The sequence below is a fragment of the Streptomyces sp. NPDC049687 genome (genome assembly GCF_044465285.1).
In the GTDB taxonomy this organism is placed as follows: Bacteria; Actinomycetota; Actinomycetes; order Streptomycetales; family Streptomycetaceae; genus Streptomyces.
In genome coordinates, this window is sequence record NZ_JBITLN010000001.1 from 914,956 (window position 1) to 932,410 (window position 17,455).

Sequence of the window (17,455 nt, forward strand, 5' to 3'; positions counted from 1 at the left end):
GGCCGGGCATGTGGCCGGATTTGACCGCTCGCGACCGACGACTTGACCGATTGCGACGCATCGCGGCTTCCGCTGTGACACGCCGTGCCTTCCGCCGCGGCCGGATCTGCGCGCAGGAGCATCGATACGCGTGCGTAACGCGCCACGGGTGTCCGCCTGGCTACAGTGCAGGCACTGCACCTGCGACAGAGGAGGCGTTGTGGCCGTCGTCCTCTCCACGGATTCCGTACCGCCCAGCGAGCGGCTGGCCTACTGGCACGACGCGGTGTGGCGCACTTTCGTGCCACTCGACGTCACCGCTCCCAAGGGCGAGCCCTTCTCAGGAGCGGTCACCACGGAGCGACTCGGGTGCCTGCAGATCTCCACGGTCGACGCCGACCGGGAGCTGGTCCGGCGCAGCAGACGCCTGATCGCGGAGTCCTCCGACGACTACATGCTCGTGGGCCTGCAGACCTGTGGCCCCGGCGTCGTCGTCCAGGATGAGCGGAGCGCCCCGTTGAGTCCGGGCCAGTTCGCCTTCTACGACACGACCCGCCCGTACACGCTCCACTTTCCGAGCCGTTTCGAGATGGTGGTCTTCCAGATGCCCCGGCAGTCGCTCGGATTGCCGGAATCGGACCTGCGGCGCATCACCGGCGTGACGATCGGACCCGAGCAGGGACTGGCCTCCATGGTCGCACCGTTCCTGTCGAAGCTGACCGCCGAGGCCTCGACCTGCCGTCCTGAGGTCGCAGAACTGCTGGCCCGCAACGTGACGGATCTGCTCAGCACCGTCATCACCGAACAGCTCGGCCGCGACCTTGCCGGAACGGACGCCGCCCAGCACACCCTGCTGTTGCGTATCCGCACCTTCATCGACGCCCACCTCACGGACGCGGACCTCTCGGCCGAGACGATCGCCGCCGCCCACCACATCTCCGTACGCCACCTGCAGCGCCTCTTCCAGGCGCAGGGAGCCACGGTGAGCGGATGGATCCGTGGTCGTCGTCTTGAGGAATGCCGCCGGGAACTCGGCCGCCCACGTCGGAGCAGGCCTGCGGTTGCCGCCGTCGCACACCGGTGGGGTTTCCTCAGCGCGGCCCACTTCAGCCGGGCGTTCCGTACCGCCTACGGGATGTCCCCGCGGGAGTGGCAGGCCCTGGCGGACCGGGCTCCCGCCCTTTCGGGAGATCCTTCCTCGCCTGCATGACCGAGGTGCCGCTGCTAGAGAGAGCGACGACTAGCGGATCGTGAATGTCAGGCGTGGACTCGACCTCAGCGGCGGCGAGGGTCACTCGGTCCACTACGGCACCGACGCCATCGTCGCCTTTGATACGTCTGTGCAGGTCAGAGCGTTTCCAACCAACGCCGATGACAACGGCGTTGAACTGGCGAGCAGCGGATTCAGTCCGTTGGCCCAAAGTCCTGAATCCGCACGCCCGCTGAGACGTTTCCGCAGATCACAGACCTGCACAGTGGGGCGGGTGGGACTCGAACCCACGGCCGACGGATTATGAGTCCGCTGCTCTAACCGGCTGAGCTACCGCCCCATAGCGGCGTGTCGCGTACATGTGTGCGCGCCGTCTGCCGCAGCATAGCCGCTCATACGATCTCACGCTCCGGCTGGTCGACCTTGCGTGACCAGGGAGACCGCGCCGCGGCCTGCGCGGTTCCCGCCGGCGTGACACCGACATGAAAAAGGACCCCCACGGGGTCCTCGTTCACGATGCTCCCCCGACTGGACTCGAACCAGTAACCTGCCGGTTAACAGCCGGCTGCTCTGCCAATTGAGCTACGGAGGACCGAGCTCCCCCGACTGGACTCGAACCAGTAACCTGCCGGTTAACAGCCGGCTGCTCTGCCAATTGAGCTACGGAGGAATGCCTCGTTGCATCGAACGCACCTACCTGGGTATTCGCCAGAGGGCGGGCGCTCGCTGCGACACATACATTAGCGCAAGCAGGGGGGTGCTCCGCCAATCGGTTCCAGGAGAGGGTGGCCGCCATGCGCTACAAGCTGACGTTCGTCGTCGGACTCGCCGTCGGGTACGTGCTGGGCACGCGGGCCGGGCGCGAGCGTTACGAACAGCTGAAGAAGTCCGCACGCCAGGTCGCCCAGAACCCGGCCGTGCGCAACACCGCCGAGACCGCCGCCCATCAGGGCCGGCAGTACGCGGGCAAGGCGTACCACGCGGTGAGCACGAAGGTCGGCGACCGCATGCCCGAGTCGGTGGCCGGCAGGGTCCGCTCGCTGCGCGACCGCAGCGCCCACAACGGCGCCGAGGACGACTGGGGCACCAGCAAGCCCTGATCGTGGAGTGCCGCATCCGACCTGAGGGGGCGCGGGCCGTATCGATATGCGGCCCCGCCGCGCGGGCGCGACCAGCCACAACGTGCCCGCACCCGCACGACCGCACGCGCCCGTCCGGTCTACGCGGCTCAACTCCGGCGGAGCGTGCGGCAGAATTTTGTGCATGGGGATAGTCGCCGGGTTGGACAGTTCGCCCGATTTCACTCGTATCGTCGTCTGCGACGCCGAGACCGGAGCCGTGCTCAGGCAGGGGTATGCGCCGCACCCGGTGGAGAGTCCGGACAGCGGGGGCCGGCCCAGCGACGTCGATCCGCAGGCCTGGCTGCTCTCCCTCGGGGAGGCGGCCGGCGGTGGGCTGCTCGAGGGGGTGCAGGCCATCGGGGTGTCCTCGCAGCAGAACGCCCTGGTGCCGCTGGACGCGCAGGGCAACACCGTGCGGCCGGCGATGGTCGGCGGCGACAAGCGCGCCCAGGTCGCGGCGGCCGATCTGATCGAGGCGCTCGGCGGCCGGGAGGCCTGGGCGCAGGCGGTGGGGTGCGTGCCACAGGCCGCCCAGCCGGTGACCAAGCTGAGGTGGCTCGCCAAGACCGAGCCGGAGGCCGCGCTGCGCACGGCCGTGCTGATGCAGGCCCATGACTGGCTGGTCTGGCAGTTGCTCGGACGGCCCGTGAGAAGAACCACCGATCGCGGTGGGGCGTCCGGGACCGGGTACTGGTCCGCCGCGACCGGCGGGTACCGGCCCGACCTGGTCGAGCTGGCGCTCGGCCACCAGGTGATGCTGCCCGAGGTGATCGGGCCGTCCGACGCGGCCGGTACGACCCCGGAGGGGCTGCTGATCTCCGCCGGCACCGGCGAGACCATGGCGGCGGCACTGGGGCTCGGCCTCGGGATGGGGGACGCGGTGGTGTCCCTGGGGGCGTCCGGGTCCGTGATGGCGATCCACCCGGAGGCGCTCGTCGACCAGAGCGGGATGATCACCTCCCTCGCGGACGCGACGGGCATGCACCTGCCGGTCGTCACCACCCTGAACGCCGTACGGACCCTGCGCGGCGCCGCCGAGCTGCTCGGTCTGCCGGATCTGGAAGGTCTGTCCGACCTGGCGATGAAGTCGACGCCGGGGTCGCACGGCCTGGTGATGCTGCCCTACCTGGAGGGCGAGCGGACGCCCAACCTGCCGCACACCGCGGGCACGCTCGCCGGTCTGAGGCGGGAGTCCATGAAGCCGGAGCATTTCGCGCGGGCCGCGTTCGAGGGCATGCTGTGCGGGCTCGCCGACGCGCTCGACGTACTGCGCGGGCGGGGCGTGGAGGTACGGCGGATCTTCCTGCTGGGGGCCGCTGCCGAGCTGCCCGCCGTGCAGGCCGCCGCGCCCTCGCTCTTCGGCGCGCAGGTCGTCGTACCGCAGCCCGCGGACTACGCGGCGATCGGGGCGGCCCGGCAGGCCGCCTGGGCGCTCGGGGCCAAGCAGGGCACGCTCGATCCGCGCAACCCGCCGGCCTGGCAGGGGGCGGCTGCACAGGTGCTCGAACCGGGTGATCAGCTGGCGGTGGGGCAGGCGGTGCGGCAGCAGTACGTGTCGGTGCGGGAGCAGACCCATCCCGGGGCGTTCCGCGCATAACGGGCAGCAGCGGTCATCGCCGCACACCTGAGGCCGTATATCGCACTGCTCTCGGCTTAATCGGTTGAGGTAACACGGGTGGAGTGTCCGACGATAGGGGCCAGGGGCAACCAATGCCCCTACCGTCGACTCCGAGAGACGTGGCGTGCTCATACGACTTCTGAGGACTCACCTCAGCCCCTACCGAAAACCCATCGCCCTGCTGGTGCTGCTGCAACTGCTGCAGACCTGCGCCACTCTGTACCTGCCCACGATGAACGCGCACATCATCGACAACGGCGTCGTCGAGGGGGACACCGGTTACATCCTGTCCTACGGCGGCGCGATGATCGGCATCTCGCTGGCGCAGGTCGTGTGCAACATCGGTGCCGTGTACTACGGCGCCAGGACCGCCTCCGCGCTCGGCAGGGACGTGCGGGCGGCCGTCTTCGACCGGGTGCAGTCCTTCTCGGCGCGCGAGGTCGGCCAGTTCGGCGCGCCCTCGCTGATCACCCGGACCACCAACGACGTCCAGCAGATCCAGATGCTGTCCCTGATGGCGTTCACCCTGATGGCGTCGGCGCCGATCATGTGTGTGGGCGGTATCGTCCTGGCGCTCGGCCTGGACGTGCCGCTGTCCGGGGTGCTGGTCGCCGTCGTCCCGGTGCTGGGGATCTGTGTGACGCTGATCGTGCTGCGGCTGCGGCCGCTGTTCCGCTCGATGCAGGTGCGGCTGGACACCGTGAACCGGGTGCTGCGCGAGCAGATCACCGGCAACCGGGTGATCCGTGCCTTCGTCCGCGACGAGTACGAGCAGCAGCGCTTCCGGAACGCCAACGCGGATCTGACCGGCATCTCGCTGAAGACCGGCAACCTGCTGGCGCTGATGTTCCCGGTGGTCATGACCACGGTGAACCTGTCGTCGATCGCGGTGGTCTGGTTCGGCGCCCACCGGATCGACAGCGGCGGCATGCAGATCGGCGATCTGACCGCGTTCCTCGCCTACCTCATGCAGATCGTCATGTCCGTGATGATGGCCACCTTCATGTTCATGATGGTGCCGCGCGCGGAGGTGTGCGCCGAGCGCATCCAGGAGGTGCTGGACACCTCGTCGTCCGTGGTTCCGCCGGTGGCCCCGGTCACCGAGCTGCGCCGGCACGGGCATCTGGAGATCCGGGGTGCCGGCTTCCGCTACCCGGGTGCCGAGGAGCCCGTCCTCAAGGCCATCGACCTCGTGGCCCGGCCCGGTGAGGTGACCGCCGTCATCGGCTCGACCGGCAGCGGCAAGTCCACCCTGCTCGGGCTGGTCCCCCGGCTCTTCGACGCGACCGACGGGGAGGTCCTGGTCGACGGGGTGGCGGTCGCGGACATCGATCCCGTGGTGCTCGCCAGGACCGTCGGGCTCGTGCCGCAGAAGCCGTACCTGTTCGCGGGGACGGTCGCGACCAACCTGCGCTACGGCAACCCCGACGCCACCGACGAGGAACTGTGGCACGCGCTGGAGGTGGCGCAGGCCAAGGACTTCGTCAGCAAGCTGGAGAACGGCCTCGACTCCCCCATCGCCCAGGGCGGCACGAACGTGTCCGGCGGTCAACGGCAGCGGCTCGCCATCGCCCGTACGCTCGTGCAGCGGCCGGAGATCTACCTCTTCGACGACTCCTTCTCCGCCCTCGACTACGCCACCGACGCGGCCCTGCGCGCGGCGCTCGGGCAGGAGACCGCCGAGGCGACCGTGGTGATCGTCGCCCAGCGGGTGGCGACCATCCGCGACGCCGACCGGATCATCGTCCTCGACGAGGGCCAGGTCGTCGGCGCGGGCAGCCACCGCGAGCTGATGGCCGACAACGAGACCTACCGGGAGATCGTGCTCTCCCAGCTGACGGAAGCGGAGGCTGCCTGATGGCCGGGCCCATGGGACGCATGATGGCCGGCACCGGTCCCGACAATCGCTCGCTGGACTTCAAGGTGTCCGGCAAACGACTGCTCGCCCAGTTCAAACCGGAACGGCTCACCCTCTACGCCATGCTGTTCTGCGTGGTGCTGAGCGTCGGCCTCAACGTGGTCGGGCCGAAGATCCTCGGCAAGGCCACCGACCTCGTCTTCGCGGGCATCGTGGGACGGCAGATGCCGGAGGGCGCGAGCAAGGAGCAGGTCCTCGACTCGATGCGCGAGCGCGGCGAGGGCAGCGTCGCCGACATGCTCAAGAGCACCGACTTCACCCCCGGCAAGGGCATCGACTTCGACCAGGTCGGCGAGGTCCTGCTGTTCGCGCTCGGGGTGTTCCTCGTCGCCGGTCTGCTGATGGCGGTGGCGACACGCCTGGTCAACAAGGCCGTCAACCGCACGATGTTCCGGATGCGTGAGGACGTGCAGACCAAGCTGTCCAGGCTGCCGCTGTCGTACTTCGACAAGCGGCAGCGCGGCGAGGTGCTCAGCCGTGCCACCAACGACATCGACAACATCGGGCAGACCCTCCAGCAGTCGATGGGCCAGCTCGTCAACTCGCTGCTAACCATCATCGGTGTGCTCGCGATGATGTTCTACGTCTCCTGGCTGCTCGCGCTGGTCGCGCTGGTGACCGTGCCGCTGTCGGCGGTCGTGGCGGCCAGGGTCGGCAAACGGTCGCAGCCGCACTTCGTGCAGCAGTGGCGCTCCACCGGCAAGCTGAACGCGCACATCGAGGAGATGTACACCGGCCACACGCTGGTGAAGGTGTTCGGCCGCCAGGAGGAGTCGGCCGCGCAGTTCGCGGAGCAGAACGAGGCGCTCTACGAGGCCGGGTTCAAGGCGCAGTTCAACAGCGGGATCATGCAGCCGCTGATGTTCTTCGTGTCGAACATCAACTATGTGCTGGTGGCGGTGGTCGGCGGGCTTCGGGTCGCGTCCGGTGCCCTGTCCATCGGTGACGTGCAGGCCTTCATCCAGTACTCGCGCCAGTTCTCGATGCCGCTGACGCAGGTCGCGTCGATGGCGAACCTGGTGCAGTCGGGTGTCGCCTCGGCGGAGCGGATCTTCGAACTCCTGGACGCGGAGGAGCAGGAGGCGGATCCGGCGGCGGGCGCCAAGCCCGAGGAGCTGCGCGGGCGGGTCGCGCTGGAGCACGTGTCGTTCCGGTACGAGCCCGAGAAGCCGCTGATCGAGGATCTGTCGCTGACGGTGGAACCGGGGCACACGGTCGCGATCGTCGGCCCGACGGGCGCGGGGAAGACGACGCTGGTCAACCTCCTGATGCGCTTCTACGACGTCTCCGGGGGCCGCATCACCCTCGACGGCGTCGACATCGCGCGCATGTCGCGGGACGAGCTGCGCGCCGGGATCGGGATGGTGCTGCAGGACACCTGGCTGTTCGGCGGCACGATCGCGGAGAACATCGCGTACGGGGCGTCCCGCGAGGTCACCCGGGGCGAGATCGAGGAGGCGGCGCGGGCGGCCCACGCCGACCGGTTCATCCGCACCCTGCCCGACGGCTACGACACCGTGATCGACGACGACGGCAGCGGAGTCAGCGCCGGTGAGAAGCAGCTCATCACCATCGCGCGGGCGTTCCTGTCCGACCCGGTGATCCTGGTGCTCGACGAGGCGACGAGTTCCGTCGACACCCGGACAGAGGTGCTGATCCAGAAGGCGATGGCGAAGCTCGCGCACGGGCGCACGTCGTTCGTCATCGCCCACCGGCTGTCGACGATCCGGGACGCGGACACGATCCTCGTGATGGAGAACGGGTCGATCGTGGAGCAGGGGGCGCATGCCGAGCTGCTGGCGGCCGAGGGGGCGTACTCGCGGCTGTACCAGGCGCAGTTCGCGCAGGCGGTGGCCGAGGTGGACTAGGCCTGGCGGGGGTCGTCCCAAGGGGCGGCCCCCGTCAGTCCAGGTAGCCCCTCAACTGGTCAGCGAAGGCGTGGTCGCGGAGTTTGTTGAGGGTCTTGGACTCGATCTGCCTGATGCGTTCGCGGGTCACGCCGAAGATGCGGCCTATCTCCTCCAGGGTGCGCGGGCGGCCGTCGGCGAGGCCGTAGCGGAGTTGTACGACCTTCCGCTCCCGTTCACCGAGCGTGGAAAGGACGGCCTCCAGGTGCTCGCGCAGCAGCAGGAACGCCGCCGACTCCACGGGGCTCGTGGCGTCGCCGTCCTCGATGAGGTCACCGAGGGCCACGTCGTCCTCCTCGCCCACCGGGGCGTGCAGGGAGACCGGCTCCTGGGCCAGGCGCAGGACCTCGCCGACCCGCTCGGGGGGCAGGTCCAGCTGGCCGGCGACCTCGTCGGGGGTGGGTTCGTAGCCGCGTTCCTGGAGCATGCGGCGTTGCATGCGCACGACCCGGTTGATGAGCTCGACGACATGGACCGGGACGCGGATGGTGCGGGCCTGGTCGGCGAGGGCGCGGGACATGGCCTGCCGGATCCACCAGGTGGCGTAGGTGGAGAACTTGTAGCCGCGGGCGTAGTCGAACTTCTCCACGGCCCGGATGAGCCCGAGGTTGCCCTCCTGCACGAGGTCGAGCATGGTCAGCCCGCGCCCGACGTACCGTTTCGCGACGGACACGACGAGGCGCAGGTTCGCCTCGATCAGGCGGCGCTTGGCCATCCGGCCCATCACGACCAGCCGGTCGAGATCGATGGCCAACTCGCTGTCCAGATCGGGGGCGTTGAGGAGTTTCTCCTCGGCGAACAGGCCGGCCTCGACCCGGCGGGCGAGTTCGACCTCCTCGGCGGCGGTGAGCAGCGGGATGCGGCCGATCTCCCGCAGGTACTGGCGGAACAGGTCCGAGGACGGCCCGCTGGTGTCGGCCGCCCGGACGGGGGGTGCCTCGACGGGCTCGGGCGTCTCGTCCGGGGCCTCTTCCAGGGCCTCCGGGGGCGGTTCCGCCTCCGGGTGGTGCGCGGCACGGTTCTGCGGCGGGACCGCGACCAGGACGTCGGTCTCGGCGTCCGGTTCCGTGTCGTCGGCAGTGCTGTCGTTCTGCGTCAGGGTCTGGGTCTGCACGGGGGCGACCTCCAGGATGATCGCTGCTGAGGTGAGCGGCAGCGGTACTCCGGGGGCCGCTCCGAGGACTCAGGCACCGGACCCAGTGTGGAGTACGACACATCCTCGCCACGAGGGGCGTGCGATGACTTTTTGAGTCCGGCCCGTAACCACCTGTTCAGAGAGCTGCGGCTCCGTGCTCGCGCAACGCCTGGTCGTACTGCTGAAGGATCCACAGTTCGTTCTGTACGGCGGCCAGTTGGGCCTGGTCGCCTCCGGCGGCGAGGCGGGCCAGCTGGGACTGGACGTCCCGGACGCGGCGCTCGACGGCCCGTCGGCGGACCTGGACCAGGACCGTGCCGGCGTACACCTCGTCGACCGTACGGCGCATGATCGGTTCGACGGCGAGTTCGGTGACCATGGCGCGAACGGTGTCGTCGGGGGCGGCATCGCGGACGCGGACCAGGTACTCCTGGGCGTCCTGGACGCCCCACTCGGCGCCGCCCGCGTCCATGACCGCCTGGCGTACGGCCGCGTAGGGGGCGGCGGTGAACTCGTCGACGCCGTACGCGTCGAAGGCCGGGGAGACCAGCTCCGGGTGCTGCAGGGCGAGTTTCAGCAGCTCGCGCTCGGTGGCGTAGACGGGGTTGCGGAGGGTGAGGGCGGGTCCCGCGGTGGCGGGGCGGGGGGCGGCCTCGTACTGCTGGGGGCCGCGGCCGGCCGGCGCCGGTCCCTTGCCGCCGCGGTCGCGGGCCCAACGGGCCAGCTGGGCGACCCGCTTGACCACGAACTGGGTGTCCAGGATGCCGAGCATGCCGGCGAGCTGGACGGCGACCTCGTGCTGGGCGCCGGTGTTCTTGATGCGGGCGACGATCGGGGCGGCCTCGTCGAGGGCCGCGGCGCGGCCCGCCGGGGTGTCGAGGTCGTAGCGGACGACGATCTGGCGGAGCGCGAACTCGAAGAGCGGCGTGCGGGGTTCGACCAGGTCGGCGACGGCCTCGTCGCCCTTCGCCAGGCGCAGGTCGCAGGGGTCCATGCCGTCGGGTGCGATGGCGATGTACGTCTCGGCGGCGAACTTCTGGTCGTCCTCGAAGGCGCGCAGGGCCGCCTTCTGTCCGGCCGCGTCACCGTCGAAGGTGAAGATCACGCGGGCCGAGCCGTTGTCCATCAGCAGGCGGCGCAGGATCTTGATGTGGTCGCCGCCGAAGGCCGTGCCGCAGGTCGCGATGGCGGTGGTGACGCCGGCGAGGTGGCAGGCCATGACGTCGGTGTAGCCCTCGACGACGACGGCCCGGCTGGTCTTGGCGATGTGCTGCTTGGCAAGGTCGATGCCGTACAGCACCTGGGACTTCTTGTAGATCGCCGTGTCGGGGGTGTTGAGGTACTTCGGCCCGTTGTCGGCCTCGTAGAGCTTGCGCGCGCCGAAGCCGACGACCTCGCCGCCGATGTCGCGGATGGGCCACATCAAACGGCCCCGGAAGCGGTCGATGGGCCCGCGGCGGCCCTCCTGGGCGAGGCCGGAGAGGAGGATCTCCTTGTCGGTGAAGCCCTTGCCGCGCAGGAAGCGGGTGAGGTGGTCCCATCCCTGGGGGCTGTAGCCGACGCCGAAGTGGACGGCGGCGGCCTGGTCGAAGCCGCGCTCGGCGAGGAAGACCCGGCCGGTGTCGGCCTCGGGGCTGACGGCGAGCTGTTCCGCGTACCAGTCGGCGGCGATCTTGTGGGCCTCGACCAGGCGGATGCGTTCGCCGCGCTGGTGGGAGGGGTTGTAGCCGCCCTCCTCGTAGCGCAGGGTGATGCCGGCCTGGGCGGCGAGGCGCTCGACGGCCTCGGAGAAGGTGAGGTGGTCGACCTTCATCACGAACGTGATGGTGTCGCCGCCCTCCTGGCAGCCGAAGCAGTGGAAGAGACCCTTGCTGGGGCTGACCTGGAAGGAGGGCGACTTCTCGTCGTGGAACGGGCACAGACCCTTGAGGTTGCCGCCGCCCGCGCCGCGCAGCTGGAGGTACTCGGACACCACGGCGTCGATCGGGACCGCGTCCCGTACCGCCTTCACGTCCTCGTCGTTGATCCGTCCTGCCACGAGGTGATTCTACGGGGGTGGACCGACAGCTACGGGAGGAGACTTTCGAGGGGGACGTGCGGGTCCGCCAGCGCCTCCGTGTTCACCGGGGTTCTGGAGGTGATCAGTTTCTGGATCGGCTCTGTGACGTCCCACACGTTCACGTTCATGCCGGCCAGTACGCGTCCTTCCCTCACCCAGAACGCGATGAACTCCCGCTTGCCCGCGTCGCCCCGGATCACCACCTCGTCGTAGGAGCCCGGCGGCGCCCAGCCGCTGTACTCCATGCCCAGGTCGTACTGGTCGGTGAAGAAGTAGGGCACGCGGTCGTAGGTGACGTCCTTGCCGAGCATCGCGCGCGCGGCTGCCGGGCCGCCGTTGAGGGCGTTGGCCCAGTGTTCGACGCGCAGCCGGGTGTCGAAGAGGCCGTGCGGGAAGGACGCGACGTCGCCGGCGGCGTAGATGTCGGGGTCGGAGGTGCGCAGACGGGCGTCCACGGCCACGCCGCCGCCGTGGGCGCGGTCGGCGAGGGTGAGGCCGGCCGCCTCCGCGAGGCCGGTGCGGGGGGCCGCGCCGATCGCCGCGAGGACGTCGTGCGCCGGATGCTCCTCGCCGTCGTCGGTGCGGGCCGCGAGGACCATGCCGTCCTGGCCGACGATCTCCGTCAGCCGGGCGCCGAAGCGGAAGCGGACGCCGTGCTCGCGGTGCAGCTCGGCGAAGACGTTGCCCAGCTCGGGGCCGAGGACGCCGTGCAGCGGGGTCGAGGACGGCTCGATGACCGTGACCTCTGCTCCGTACTCGCGGGCCGCCGCCGCCACCTCGAGCCCGATCCAGCCGCCGCCGGCGATCACGAGGTGGCCGTTGTCGCGGCCGAGGGCGGCCAGGACGCCCTTGAGGCGCTCGGCGTGCGCGAGCCGGCGCAGATGGTGGACGCCCGCGAGGTCGGTGCCGGGGATGTCCAGGCGGCGCGGCTCGGCGCCGGTGGCCAGAAGCAGTTTGTCGTAGTGGACGAGCGTGCCGTCGTCGCCGAAGCGGACCGTCTTCGCCGTGCGGTCGATGGCGTCGACGGTCTGGCCCAGGTGCAGCTCGATGTCGTTCTGCGCGTACCAGGCGGGCTCGTGCACGAAGACGCTCTCGCGGCTCTCCTTGCCCAGCAGATAGCCCTTGGACAGCGGCGGGCGCTCGTAGGGGTGGTCGCGTTCGTCGCAGATCAGTATCACGCGGCCGGTGAAGCCCTCCGCCCTCAGCGTCTCCGCCGCCTTCGCGCCGGCCAGGCCTCCTCCGACGATGACGAATGTCTGATCCGCGTCGACCACGTGATGCCTCCTCGTAAAGGAACCGCCACATGCGAGCGTCCCGCACGCAACGTGATGGGGGAAGGGGGACGTGCCCGATCAGGGCACCCGGGGCCGCGTTCGGGCCCGTTTGGGCGCACCCGCCCCGCGCAGGTCAGGGTCTCGTGTGCCCCGTCAGCCGGGAGTGGAGCGAGCGCGCCGAGGCGTCGGTGAGGGAGGCGATCTGGTCGACGATCACCCGCTTGCGGGCCCGGTCGTCGGGAGCCCGTTCGAACAGGACACGGAACTGGGGGTCGAGGCCTTCCGGCGCCCGGGCGGTGAGGGCCTCGGCCAGCTCGGTGATGACGACGCGCTGGTCGGCACGGAGCCGGGCCTGCTCGGCGCGCTGCATGACGTACCGGTCGGCCACGGCCTTGAGGACCGCGCACTCCAGGCGCGTCTCGTACGGTACGACGAGTTCGGCGCCGTAGCGGGTCAGGGGCCCGGAGCCGTGTCTCTCACGCGTGGCGCCCTCGGCGGCGAGGCAGAAGCGGCCGATGAGTTGGCTGGTGGCGTCCTTGAGACGGGCCTGGGCGACCGCCGTGCCGTCGTAGCCGTGGGGCCACCACTCCTGGCCCAGGAGGCGGTCGAGGGCGGCGGCGAGTTCGGCCGGGTCGGTGTCGGCGGGGACGTACCGGCCGACCGCGACCCGGAAGACCTCCGCGCGCTCCGGCTCCGCGCGCAGGCTGCCGGGGGCGATGTGGCCGGCGTGCAGACCGTCCTCCACGTCGTGCACCGAGTACGCCACGTCGTCGGACCAGTCCATGACCTGTGCCTCGAAGCACGTGCGGGTGCCGGGGGCCTCCTTGCGGACCCAGTCGAAGACGGGCCTGTCGTCCTCGTAGACGCCGAACTTGCGGGACGCCGGGTCCGTGGGGTGGGCGCCCCGCGGCCAGGGGTACTTGGTGGCGGCGTCGAGGGTGGCGCGGGTGAGGTTGAGGCCGACTGAGCCCTCGGAGGTGAAGCGTTTGGGCTCGATGCGGGTCAGCAGCCGCAGGGACTGGGCGTTGCCCTCGAAGCCGCCGCAGTCCTGGGCGAAGTCGTCCAGGGCCTGTTCGCCGTTGTGGCCGAACGGGGGGTGGCCGAGGTCGTGGGACAGACAGGCCGCTTCGACCAGGTCGGGATCGCAGCCGAGGGCCGCGCCCAGCTCTCGGCCGACCTGGGCGCATTCCAGGGAGTGGGTGAGGCGGGTGCGGGGGGTGGCGTCCCATTCCTGGCTGCGCTCCCCCGGGGTGACGACCTGGGTCTTTCCCGCGAGTCTTCTCAGCGCCGAGGAGTGCAGGACCCTTGCGCGGTCGCGTTGGAAGGCGGTGCGGCCGGGGCGCTTGTCGGGTTCGGGGGCCCAGCGTTCGGCTGACGGCGGGTCGTAGGGCATGTCTCGACAGTAAGCGGCGGTAGTGACAATCGGGTGCCTACTCGTCTGCCGGGTTCCGCGCGTTCGCGGGTGACAGCCCCGCTTAGCTAGTCATTTAAGGTCCGCTATCGAACACGGCTCGAACCTGATCGGCGTTTTCGCTGTTCATAGGACGTGAGAGCGGCCTTCGGCTGATCCTTTGCTCCGTCACAGAGGCAGAGGACAGCGCGAAGGCCGTGGTCGTGAGTTTGGTTCATCAGGCGCCCTCTACGGCGGCCTCAATCGGGACAGATCGACGTTGCCCGGCTGCGTCGCGCGTTGGCCTCGATGCCGTTGCCCAGGGCGGCGGACGGTCGGATCGTGCTGGCCGCAGACGTCTCGCCGTGGCTGCGGCCAGATGCCAACACCTGCCCTGACCGGGCTTTCTGCCATAACTTCGGCCGGGGCGAGGGCAAGCATCAGATGGCCCCCGGCTGGCCGTACTCGATCGTGGCCGCGCTGGAGACGGGGCGAATGTCGTGGACGGCGGTGCTGGACGCGGTCCGTCTTCAACCCGGCGCGGACGTCGCTCGACGCCCCGCTAACTGCGATGGGGCGCTGGGAAGTTGCGGTGCCGACTGCTGGCGCCGGGCTCCTTCAGGCCGCCAGCAGCGGGCCGAGTTCGGCGGCCCACTCCGGATAGAGCGCGACCTTCTCCTCATGCAGGGCGAGGATGTCCCGGGCCAGGGTGGGCGTCATGTCGTCGGACAGGTCAGGGCCGATGGCGATCCTGGCCAGGTAGGGCGTGACCTGCGGGTCGCCTGCCAGGTGAACCGGGTCGTGCAGGTAGCGCCGCAGGGTCGGCAGGTCGGTGATGCCCACGCAGTAGGCGTGGGTGAAGCCGTCGGGATCGCCGAGGCATTGGCCCACCGTCGAGAACGACACCGACTCAACAGAGGCCGTGCGCCGCAGCACCGCGAGTACGTGCTCGCGATCTTCCTCGGTCGCGGTCTCCTTGAACGTGAAGCGCAGCATGTGGACGATCACGCCGGTCCCACCCCTCCCATACAGACTGAACCAGCTGGTTCAGAAATTCGTTCCGTCTGGTTCAGTCATTACACTGAACCCATGGGTTCAGAAGTGTCAACCGGGGGCGGACGTTCCGCCCGTGGACGGATCGAGCGGCGGCAGGCGATCCTGGACGGTGCGTTCGCGGTATTCACGCGACACGGCTACGCCCAGGCGTGCGTGAAGGAGATCGCGCAGGAGGCGGGCGTTGCCAAGCCGACCATTTACAGTCACCTGAACGACAAGGAGAGCCTCTACCGCGAGGCCGTAGAGGCCGCCGCCGACCGGGTCGGCGCACAGAGCCTCGCCATCGTCGAGCAGCTGCGCGAGGCTGTCGCGGACAGTGACCCGCGCGCGTCACTTACGGCCGTGGCCCACGGCCTGCTGCGGGCGTTCAGCAACGAAGACGCTCGCGCCGTGCGACAGTTGGCCTGCGCCCAGGCGGCTCAATTCCCCGACCTGGCGGCGAGCGTACGCGAGCGCACAGTCCTGCGGGTGCGTTCCGCCCTCGCTGACCGCCTGGCCCGCCTGGCTCTCGACGGCCGCCTGCGCCCGTGCGACCCGGAACTCGCCGCCGAACACTTCCTCTCTCTGCTCACCGGCCCGTTGGAGTACCGCCCCGACGCCGTCCCGGACACCGTCGCTGACACTGCGATGGACGTCTTCCTGCGCGCTTACGGAAAGTGACCCCCAACCTGTGCTCGACCATCAAAGAGGCGCGCCTTCTACTGGTCGAGGGCCAGGTTGTGCATACGTGCGATGCCGCTGGCGACCCAGTCGCGGTCCTGCACGCTCGCCGCAGTCACGGCAACGGCCAGGACCAGGCCGAGGCAGTCCACCACCAGGTGCCGCTTGCGGCCGCCCACCTTCTTCCCGCCGTCCCACCCCGAGGTGGAGCGCGGGATGTTCGCCGTTGCCCGCACGGACTGAATCGGGATGTCTGGGTACGTTTTCACAGCCTGCCGGAGTCGAAGCGGTATGCGGAGGACGAGAGCGAGTACACCGTCGTCCTGGAGCGTTACAACACGGTCCTCGATGAGCTGTTCGCTGGTGCGGACGTGTATGTGATCACTCCGCTCTGGACGACCGAAGTCGAGGTTCCGTCAGTGGAACCCGCCACGGGGTATTGGCAGAGCCTGCTGGTTGAGGACGATCCTGACCCCGAGTTCCACACGTATTGCCATCTCTTCGCCGCACACCGGCCCTGGCAGCGCGGCTGCATCGACGACTTGCTCCGAGATACCGCCGACGACAAGGTGGCGGGAATTCTCATCACCGACACCCGCATGCAGCGCATCCACCACCCTACGACGGTGGTGCCGACGTCTTCCTCACCACGCGCGAAGAACGGGACCAGATGCGCGATCGGCACGCCGACTGGCTTTCCAGTCACCCCTCGGGTCTCTGACCGGCTCGGATCGCCGCCCCGCTCAGAATGGTCTTCACCGCAAGCACCGGGTTGAGAGGCTCCGCCAGTTCCTTGGTGGCGACGGCCACGAGGCGCGCGGGCGCATCGCCCTCCAGCAAGGCGCCCACGTATTCGATGGCCTCCGCGGGCGAGAGCACAGGCAGCCTTTGGCGCAGTGTCCTCACAGCATGCATGCGTCCGCGCGCAGCGGCGACTCCGCGGAGCGCATCGTGTAGATCGTCCACTGCAGTGCGCACCGGCAGACCGCGTATCCGAGCCCGGTAGTCGGCCTCCCACTCCCCGGTTACCGCGGAGACGACGCCGATCTGATGCAGTCCCCCGTCTACGCGGTCGACCAGATACGGCCCATTACCAATCAGCGCGTACTTCGAGTTCCGGGTGCGTACGAACTCCTCGGACTGCCAGGAGACGATCCACACCAGCTCGTGCTCCTCGACACGGACCACAGCCATCCTCACCGCGTCCGCGCTCACAGCCCGCCACTGCTGGTAGTCGCGCTCCAGTTGGTCCTCGACTGCCCGAACGGCGGCTTCTCCCTCGATCACGCGTGCAGCATCCCGTACCGGCCCCTCTGCCGACCAGCGAATTCGCATGGCTCAGCGCCACGTACGTGACCGCCGGTGCTGAGTGACTTCCCGCTCTACCGCTCGGCGGTGCCGTCCGCACCGTCAATTTCGTAGATCCGCCCTTGAAGCCGTTCACCGGCCCAGTCGAGCTCCACACCCAGGTCAAACCAGTGCCGATCCTTGCGGACTCCGGGCGGTGAGAGGTTCACCGCCGCCCACGAGAACACCCCCAGAAGAATGGAACGCCCGTGCTGCGTGGTGCGCACGGACAACGCAAACGGTGCGGCGAGTGCCGCGCGGGTCACCAACATGACCTGTTCGTCCTCAGAATGTCGACGCCCACCCGTGAGAAACCGAGGCGTCTCAAGGATCTTGACCCACTCGACCACTGCATCTGCCACCTGGGCTCGCAAGGACTCTTCGATGCCCTTCCGGACGGCGATCGCGGGATCATCGCCGAGCCAGCCAAGCCAGTGATCAGGGTCAGTGAGCTTGCTGAAGTCGTCCTGCGGCACCCCGTGACGAGGATTCTCCTGGTACTCACCTGTCAGTTTCCCGCTGCTGTCTACCAACCACGCGCCGCGGATTGCCTCGGGCGGCACGTAGCCGTTCGGATCGTCGATATACGTCGGGTCGATCTCGGCGACGCTGCCACCGGGATTCTCAGCAGCCGCCGCCAGTAGTGCTGGCTCGTTCGGTATGCCCTTACGTCGGCTTCGCGAGCCAAAACGCCCCACGTTCCCACCCCCACCGTTGCTTGCCCAGTTGACCGTGATTGTGCCGCACCGGTCAGGACCGCATGAGGGGGTGTGCGTGACGG

14 protein-coding genes, 3 tRNA genes and 2 pseudogenes are annotated in these 17,455 nt (G+C 69.3%); 7 read left to right on the forward strand and 12 right to left on the reverse strand.

Annotated elements, in window-relative coordinates:
• Positions 1 to 199 precede the first annotated feature (199 nt).
• Positions 200 to 1,189 carry a helix-turn-helix domain-containing protein gene (locus ACIBVL_RS04190; RefSeq protein ID WP_399091389.1) on the forward strand — a complete coding sequence of 330 codons (990 nt, stop codon included), beginning with the start codon at positions 200 to 202 and terminating at the stop codon, positions 1,187 to 1,189.
• A 266-nt stretch (positions 1,190 to 1,455) separates the two neighbouring features.
• Here ACIBVL_RS04190 and ACIBVL_RS04195 read toward each other — a convergent pair.
• The 3 genes from ACIBVL_RS04195 to ACIBVL_RS04205 all read right to left on the reverse strand — a co-directional run bounded on the left by ACIBVL_RS04195 (position 1,456) and on the right by ACIBVL_RS04205 (position 1,859).
• Positions 1,456 to 1,529 (reverse strand) — tRNA-Ile (locus ACIBVL_RS04195).
• A 179-nt stretch (positions 1,530 to 1,708) separates the two neighbouring features.
• A tRNA-Asn gene (locus ACIBVL_RS04200) sits at positions 1,709 to 1,781 on the reverse strand.
• Positions 1,782 to 1,786: 5 nt separating this feature from the next.
• Positions 1,787 to 1,859: transfer RNA gene (locus ACIBVL_RS04205), tRNA-Asn, on the reverse strand.
• A gap of 124 nt (positions 1,860 to 1,983) precedes the next feature.
• On the opposite strand from ACIBVL_RS04205, the gene ACIBVL_RS04210 reads away from it, so the two are divergent.
• The 4 genes from ACIBVL_RS04210 (at position 1,984) to ACIBVL_RS04225 (ending at position 7,714) form a co-directional block, all read left to right on the forward strand.
• Positions 1,984 to 2,289 (forward strand): YtxH domain-containing protein, encoded by a 306-nt coding sequence (locus ACIBVL_RS04210; protein WP_399091392.1) that lies wholly within the window; start codon positions 1,984 to 1,986, stop codon positions 2,287 to 2,289.
• A 163-nt stretch (positions 2,290 to 2,452) separates the two neighbouring features.
• A complete protein-coding gene (locus ACIBVL_RS04215; protein ID WP_399091395.1) occupies positions 2,453 to 3,907 on the forward strand; it encodes an FGGY family carbohydrate kinase in 1,455 nt (484 codons plus the stop codon).
• 145 nt (positions 3,908 to 4,052) lie between these two features.
• The gene (locus ACIBVL_RS04220; RefSeq protein ID WP_399091398.1) at positions 4,053 to 5,786 is read left to right on the forward strand and encodes an ABC transporter ATP-binding protein; all 1,734 of its coding nucleotides are present in this window, start codon (positions 4,053 to 4,055) and stop codon (positions 5,784 to 5,786) included.
• The gene (locus tag ACIBVL_RS04225; protein WP_399091401.1) at positions 5,786 to 7,714 is read left to right on the forward strand and encodes an ABC transporter ATP-binding protein; all 1,929 of its coding nucleotides are present in this window, start codon (positions 5,786 to 5,788) and stop codon (positions 7,712 to 7,714) included. The genes ACIBVL_RS04220 and ACIBVL_RS04225 overlap by 1 nt, the downstream gene beginning before the upstream one ends.
• Positions 7,715 to 7,748: 34 nt before the next feature.
• On the opposite strand, the gene ACIBVL_RS04230 is transcribed toward ACIBVL_RS04225, so the two are convergent.
• From ACIBVL_RS04230 to ACIBVL_RS04245, 4 genes are all read right to left on the reverse strand, one after another.
• On the reverse strand, positions 7,749 to 8,909 hold the full coding sequence (locus tag ACIBVL_RS04230) for an RNA polymerase sigma factor (protein ID WP_399092058.1): 1,161 nt from the start codon (positions 8,907 to 8,909) through the stop codon (positions 7,749 to 7,751).
• A 115-nt stretch (positions 8,910 to 9,024) separates the two neighbouring features.
• Positions 9,025 to 10,926, reverse strand: a complete 1,902-nt coding sequence (gene dnaG, locus ACIBVL_RS04235; RefSeq protein ID WP_399091404.1) for a DNA primase — start codon at positions 10,924 to 10,926, stop codon at positions 9,025 to 9,027.
• Positions 10,927 to 10,955: 29 nt separating this feature from the next.
• A complete protein-coding gene (locus ACIBVL_RS04240; protein WP_399091407.1) occupies positions 10,956 to 12,221 on the reverse strand; it encodes an NAD(P)/FAD-dependent oxidoreductase in 1,266 nt (421 codons plus the stop codon).
• A gap of 133 nt (positions 12,222 to 12,354) precedes the next feature.
• Positions 12,355 to 13,614 carry a deoxyguanosinetriphosphate triphosphohydrolase gene (locus ACIBVL_RS04245; RefSeq protein WP_399091410.1) on the reverse strand — a complete coding sequence of 420 codons (1,260 nt, stop codon included), beginning with the start codon at positions 13,612 to 13,614 and terminating at the stop codon, positions 12,355 to 12,357.
• A 238-nt stretch (positions 13,615 to 13,852) separates the two neighbouring features.
• Here ACIBVL_RS04245 and ACIBVL_RS04250 point away from each other — a divergent pair.
• Positions 13,853 to 14,163, forward strand: a pseudogene (locus ACIBVL_RS04250) (transposase); the annotation flags it as partial.
• A gap of 66 nt (positions 14,164 to 14,229) precedes the next feature.
• Here ACIBVL_RS04250 and ACIBVL_RS04255 read toward each other — a convergent pair.
• A complete protein-coding gene (locus ACIBVL_RS04255) occupies positions 14,230 to 14,619 on the reverse strand; it encodes a Dabb family protein (RefSeq protein ID WP_399091413.1) in 390 nt (129 codons plus the stop codon).
• Positions 14,620 to 14,700: 81 nt separating this feature from the next.
• Here ACIBVL_RS04255 and ACIBVL_RS04260 point away from each other — a divergent pair, with 81 nt between their 5' ends.
• Entirely contained in the window at positions 14,701 to 15,327 is a 627-nt protein-coding gene (locus ACIBVL_RS04260; RefSeq protein ID WP_399092061.1) for a TetR/AcrR family transcriptional regulator, read from the forward strand.
• Between the two features lie 65 nt (positions 15,328 to 15,392).
• Here the strand turns inward: ACIBVL_RS04260 and ACIBVL_RS04265 are convergent.
• The 4 genes and pseudogenes from ACIBVL_RS04265 to ACIBVL_RS04280 form a co-directional block, all read right to left on the reverse strand.
• A pseudogene (locus ACIBVL_RS04265) lies at positions 15,393 to 15,578 on the reverse strand (transposase); the annotation flags it as partial.
• 165 nt (positions 15,579 to 15,743) lie between these two features.
• The gene (locus ACIBVL_RS04270) at positions 15,744 to 15,944 is read right to left on the reverse strand and encodes a hypothetical protein (RefSeq protein WP_399091415.1); all 201 of its coding nucleotides are present in this window, start codon (positions 15,942 to 15,944) and stop codon (positions 15,744 to 15,746) included.
• Positions 15,945 to 16,029: 85 nt separating this feature from the next.
• The gene (locus ACIBVL_RS04275) at positions 16,030 to 16,614 is read right to left on the reverse strand and encodes a YrhB domain-containing protein (RefSeq protein WP_399091418.1); all 585 of its coding nucleotides are present in this window, start codon (positions 16,612 to 16,614) and stop codon (positions 16,030 to 16,032) included.
• A 95-nt stretch (positions 16,615 to 16,709) separates the two neighbouring features.
• Positions 16,710 to 17,372: a hypothetical protein gene (locus ACIBVL_RS04280; protein ID WP_099935260.1), complete on the reverse strand. Its 663-nt coding sequence runs from the start codon at positions 17,370 to 17,372 to the stop codon at positions 16,710 to 16,712.
• Positions 17,373 to 17,455 lie beyond the last annotated feature (83 nt).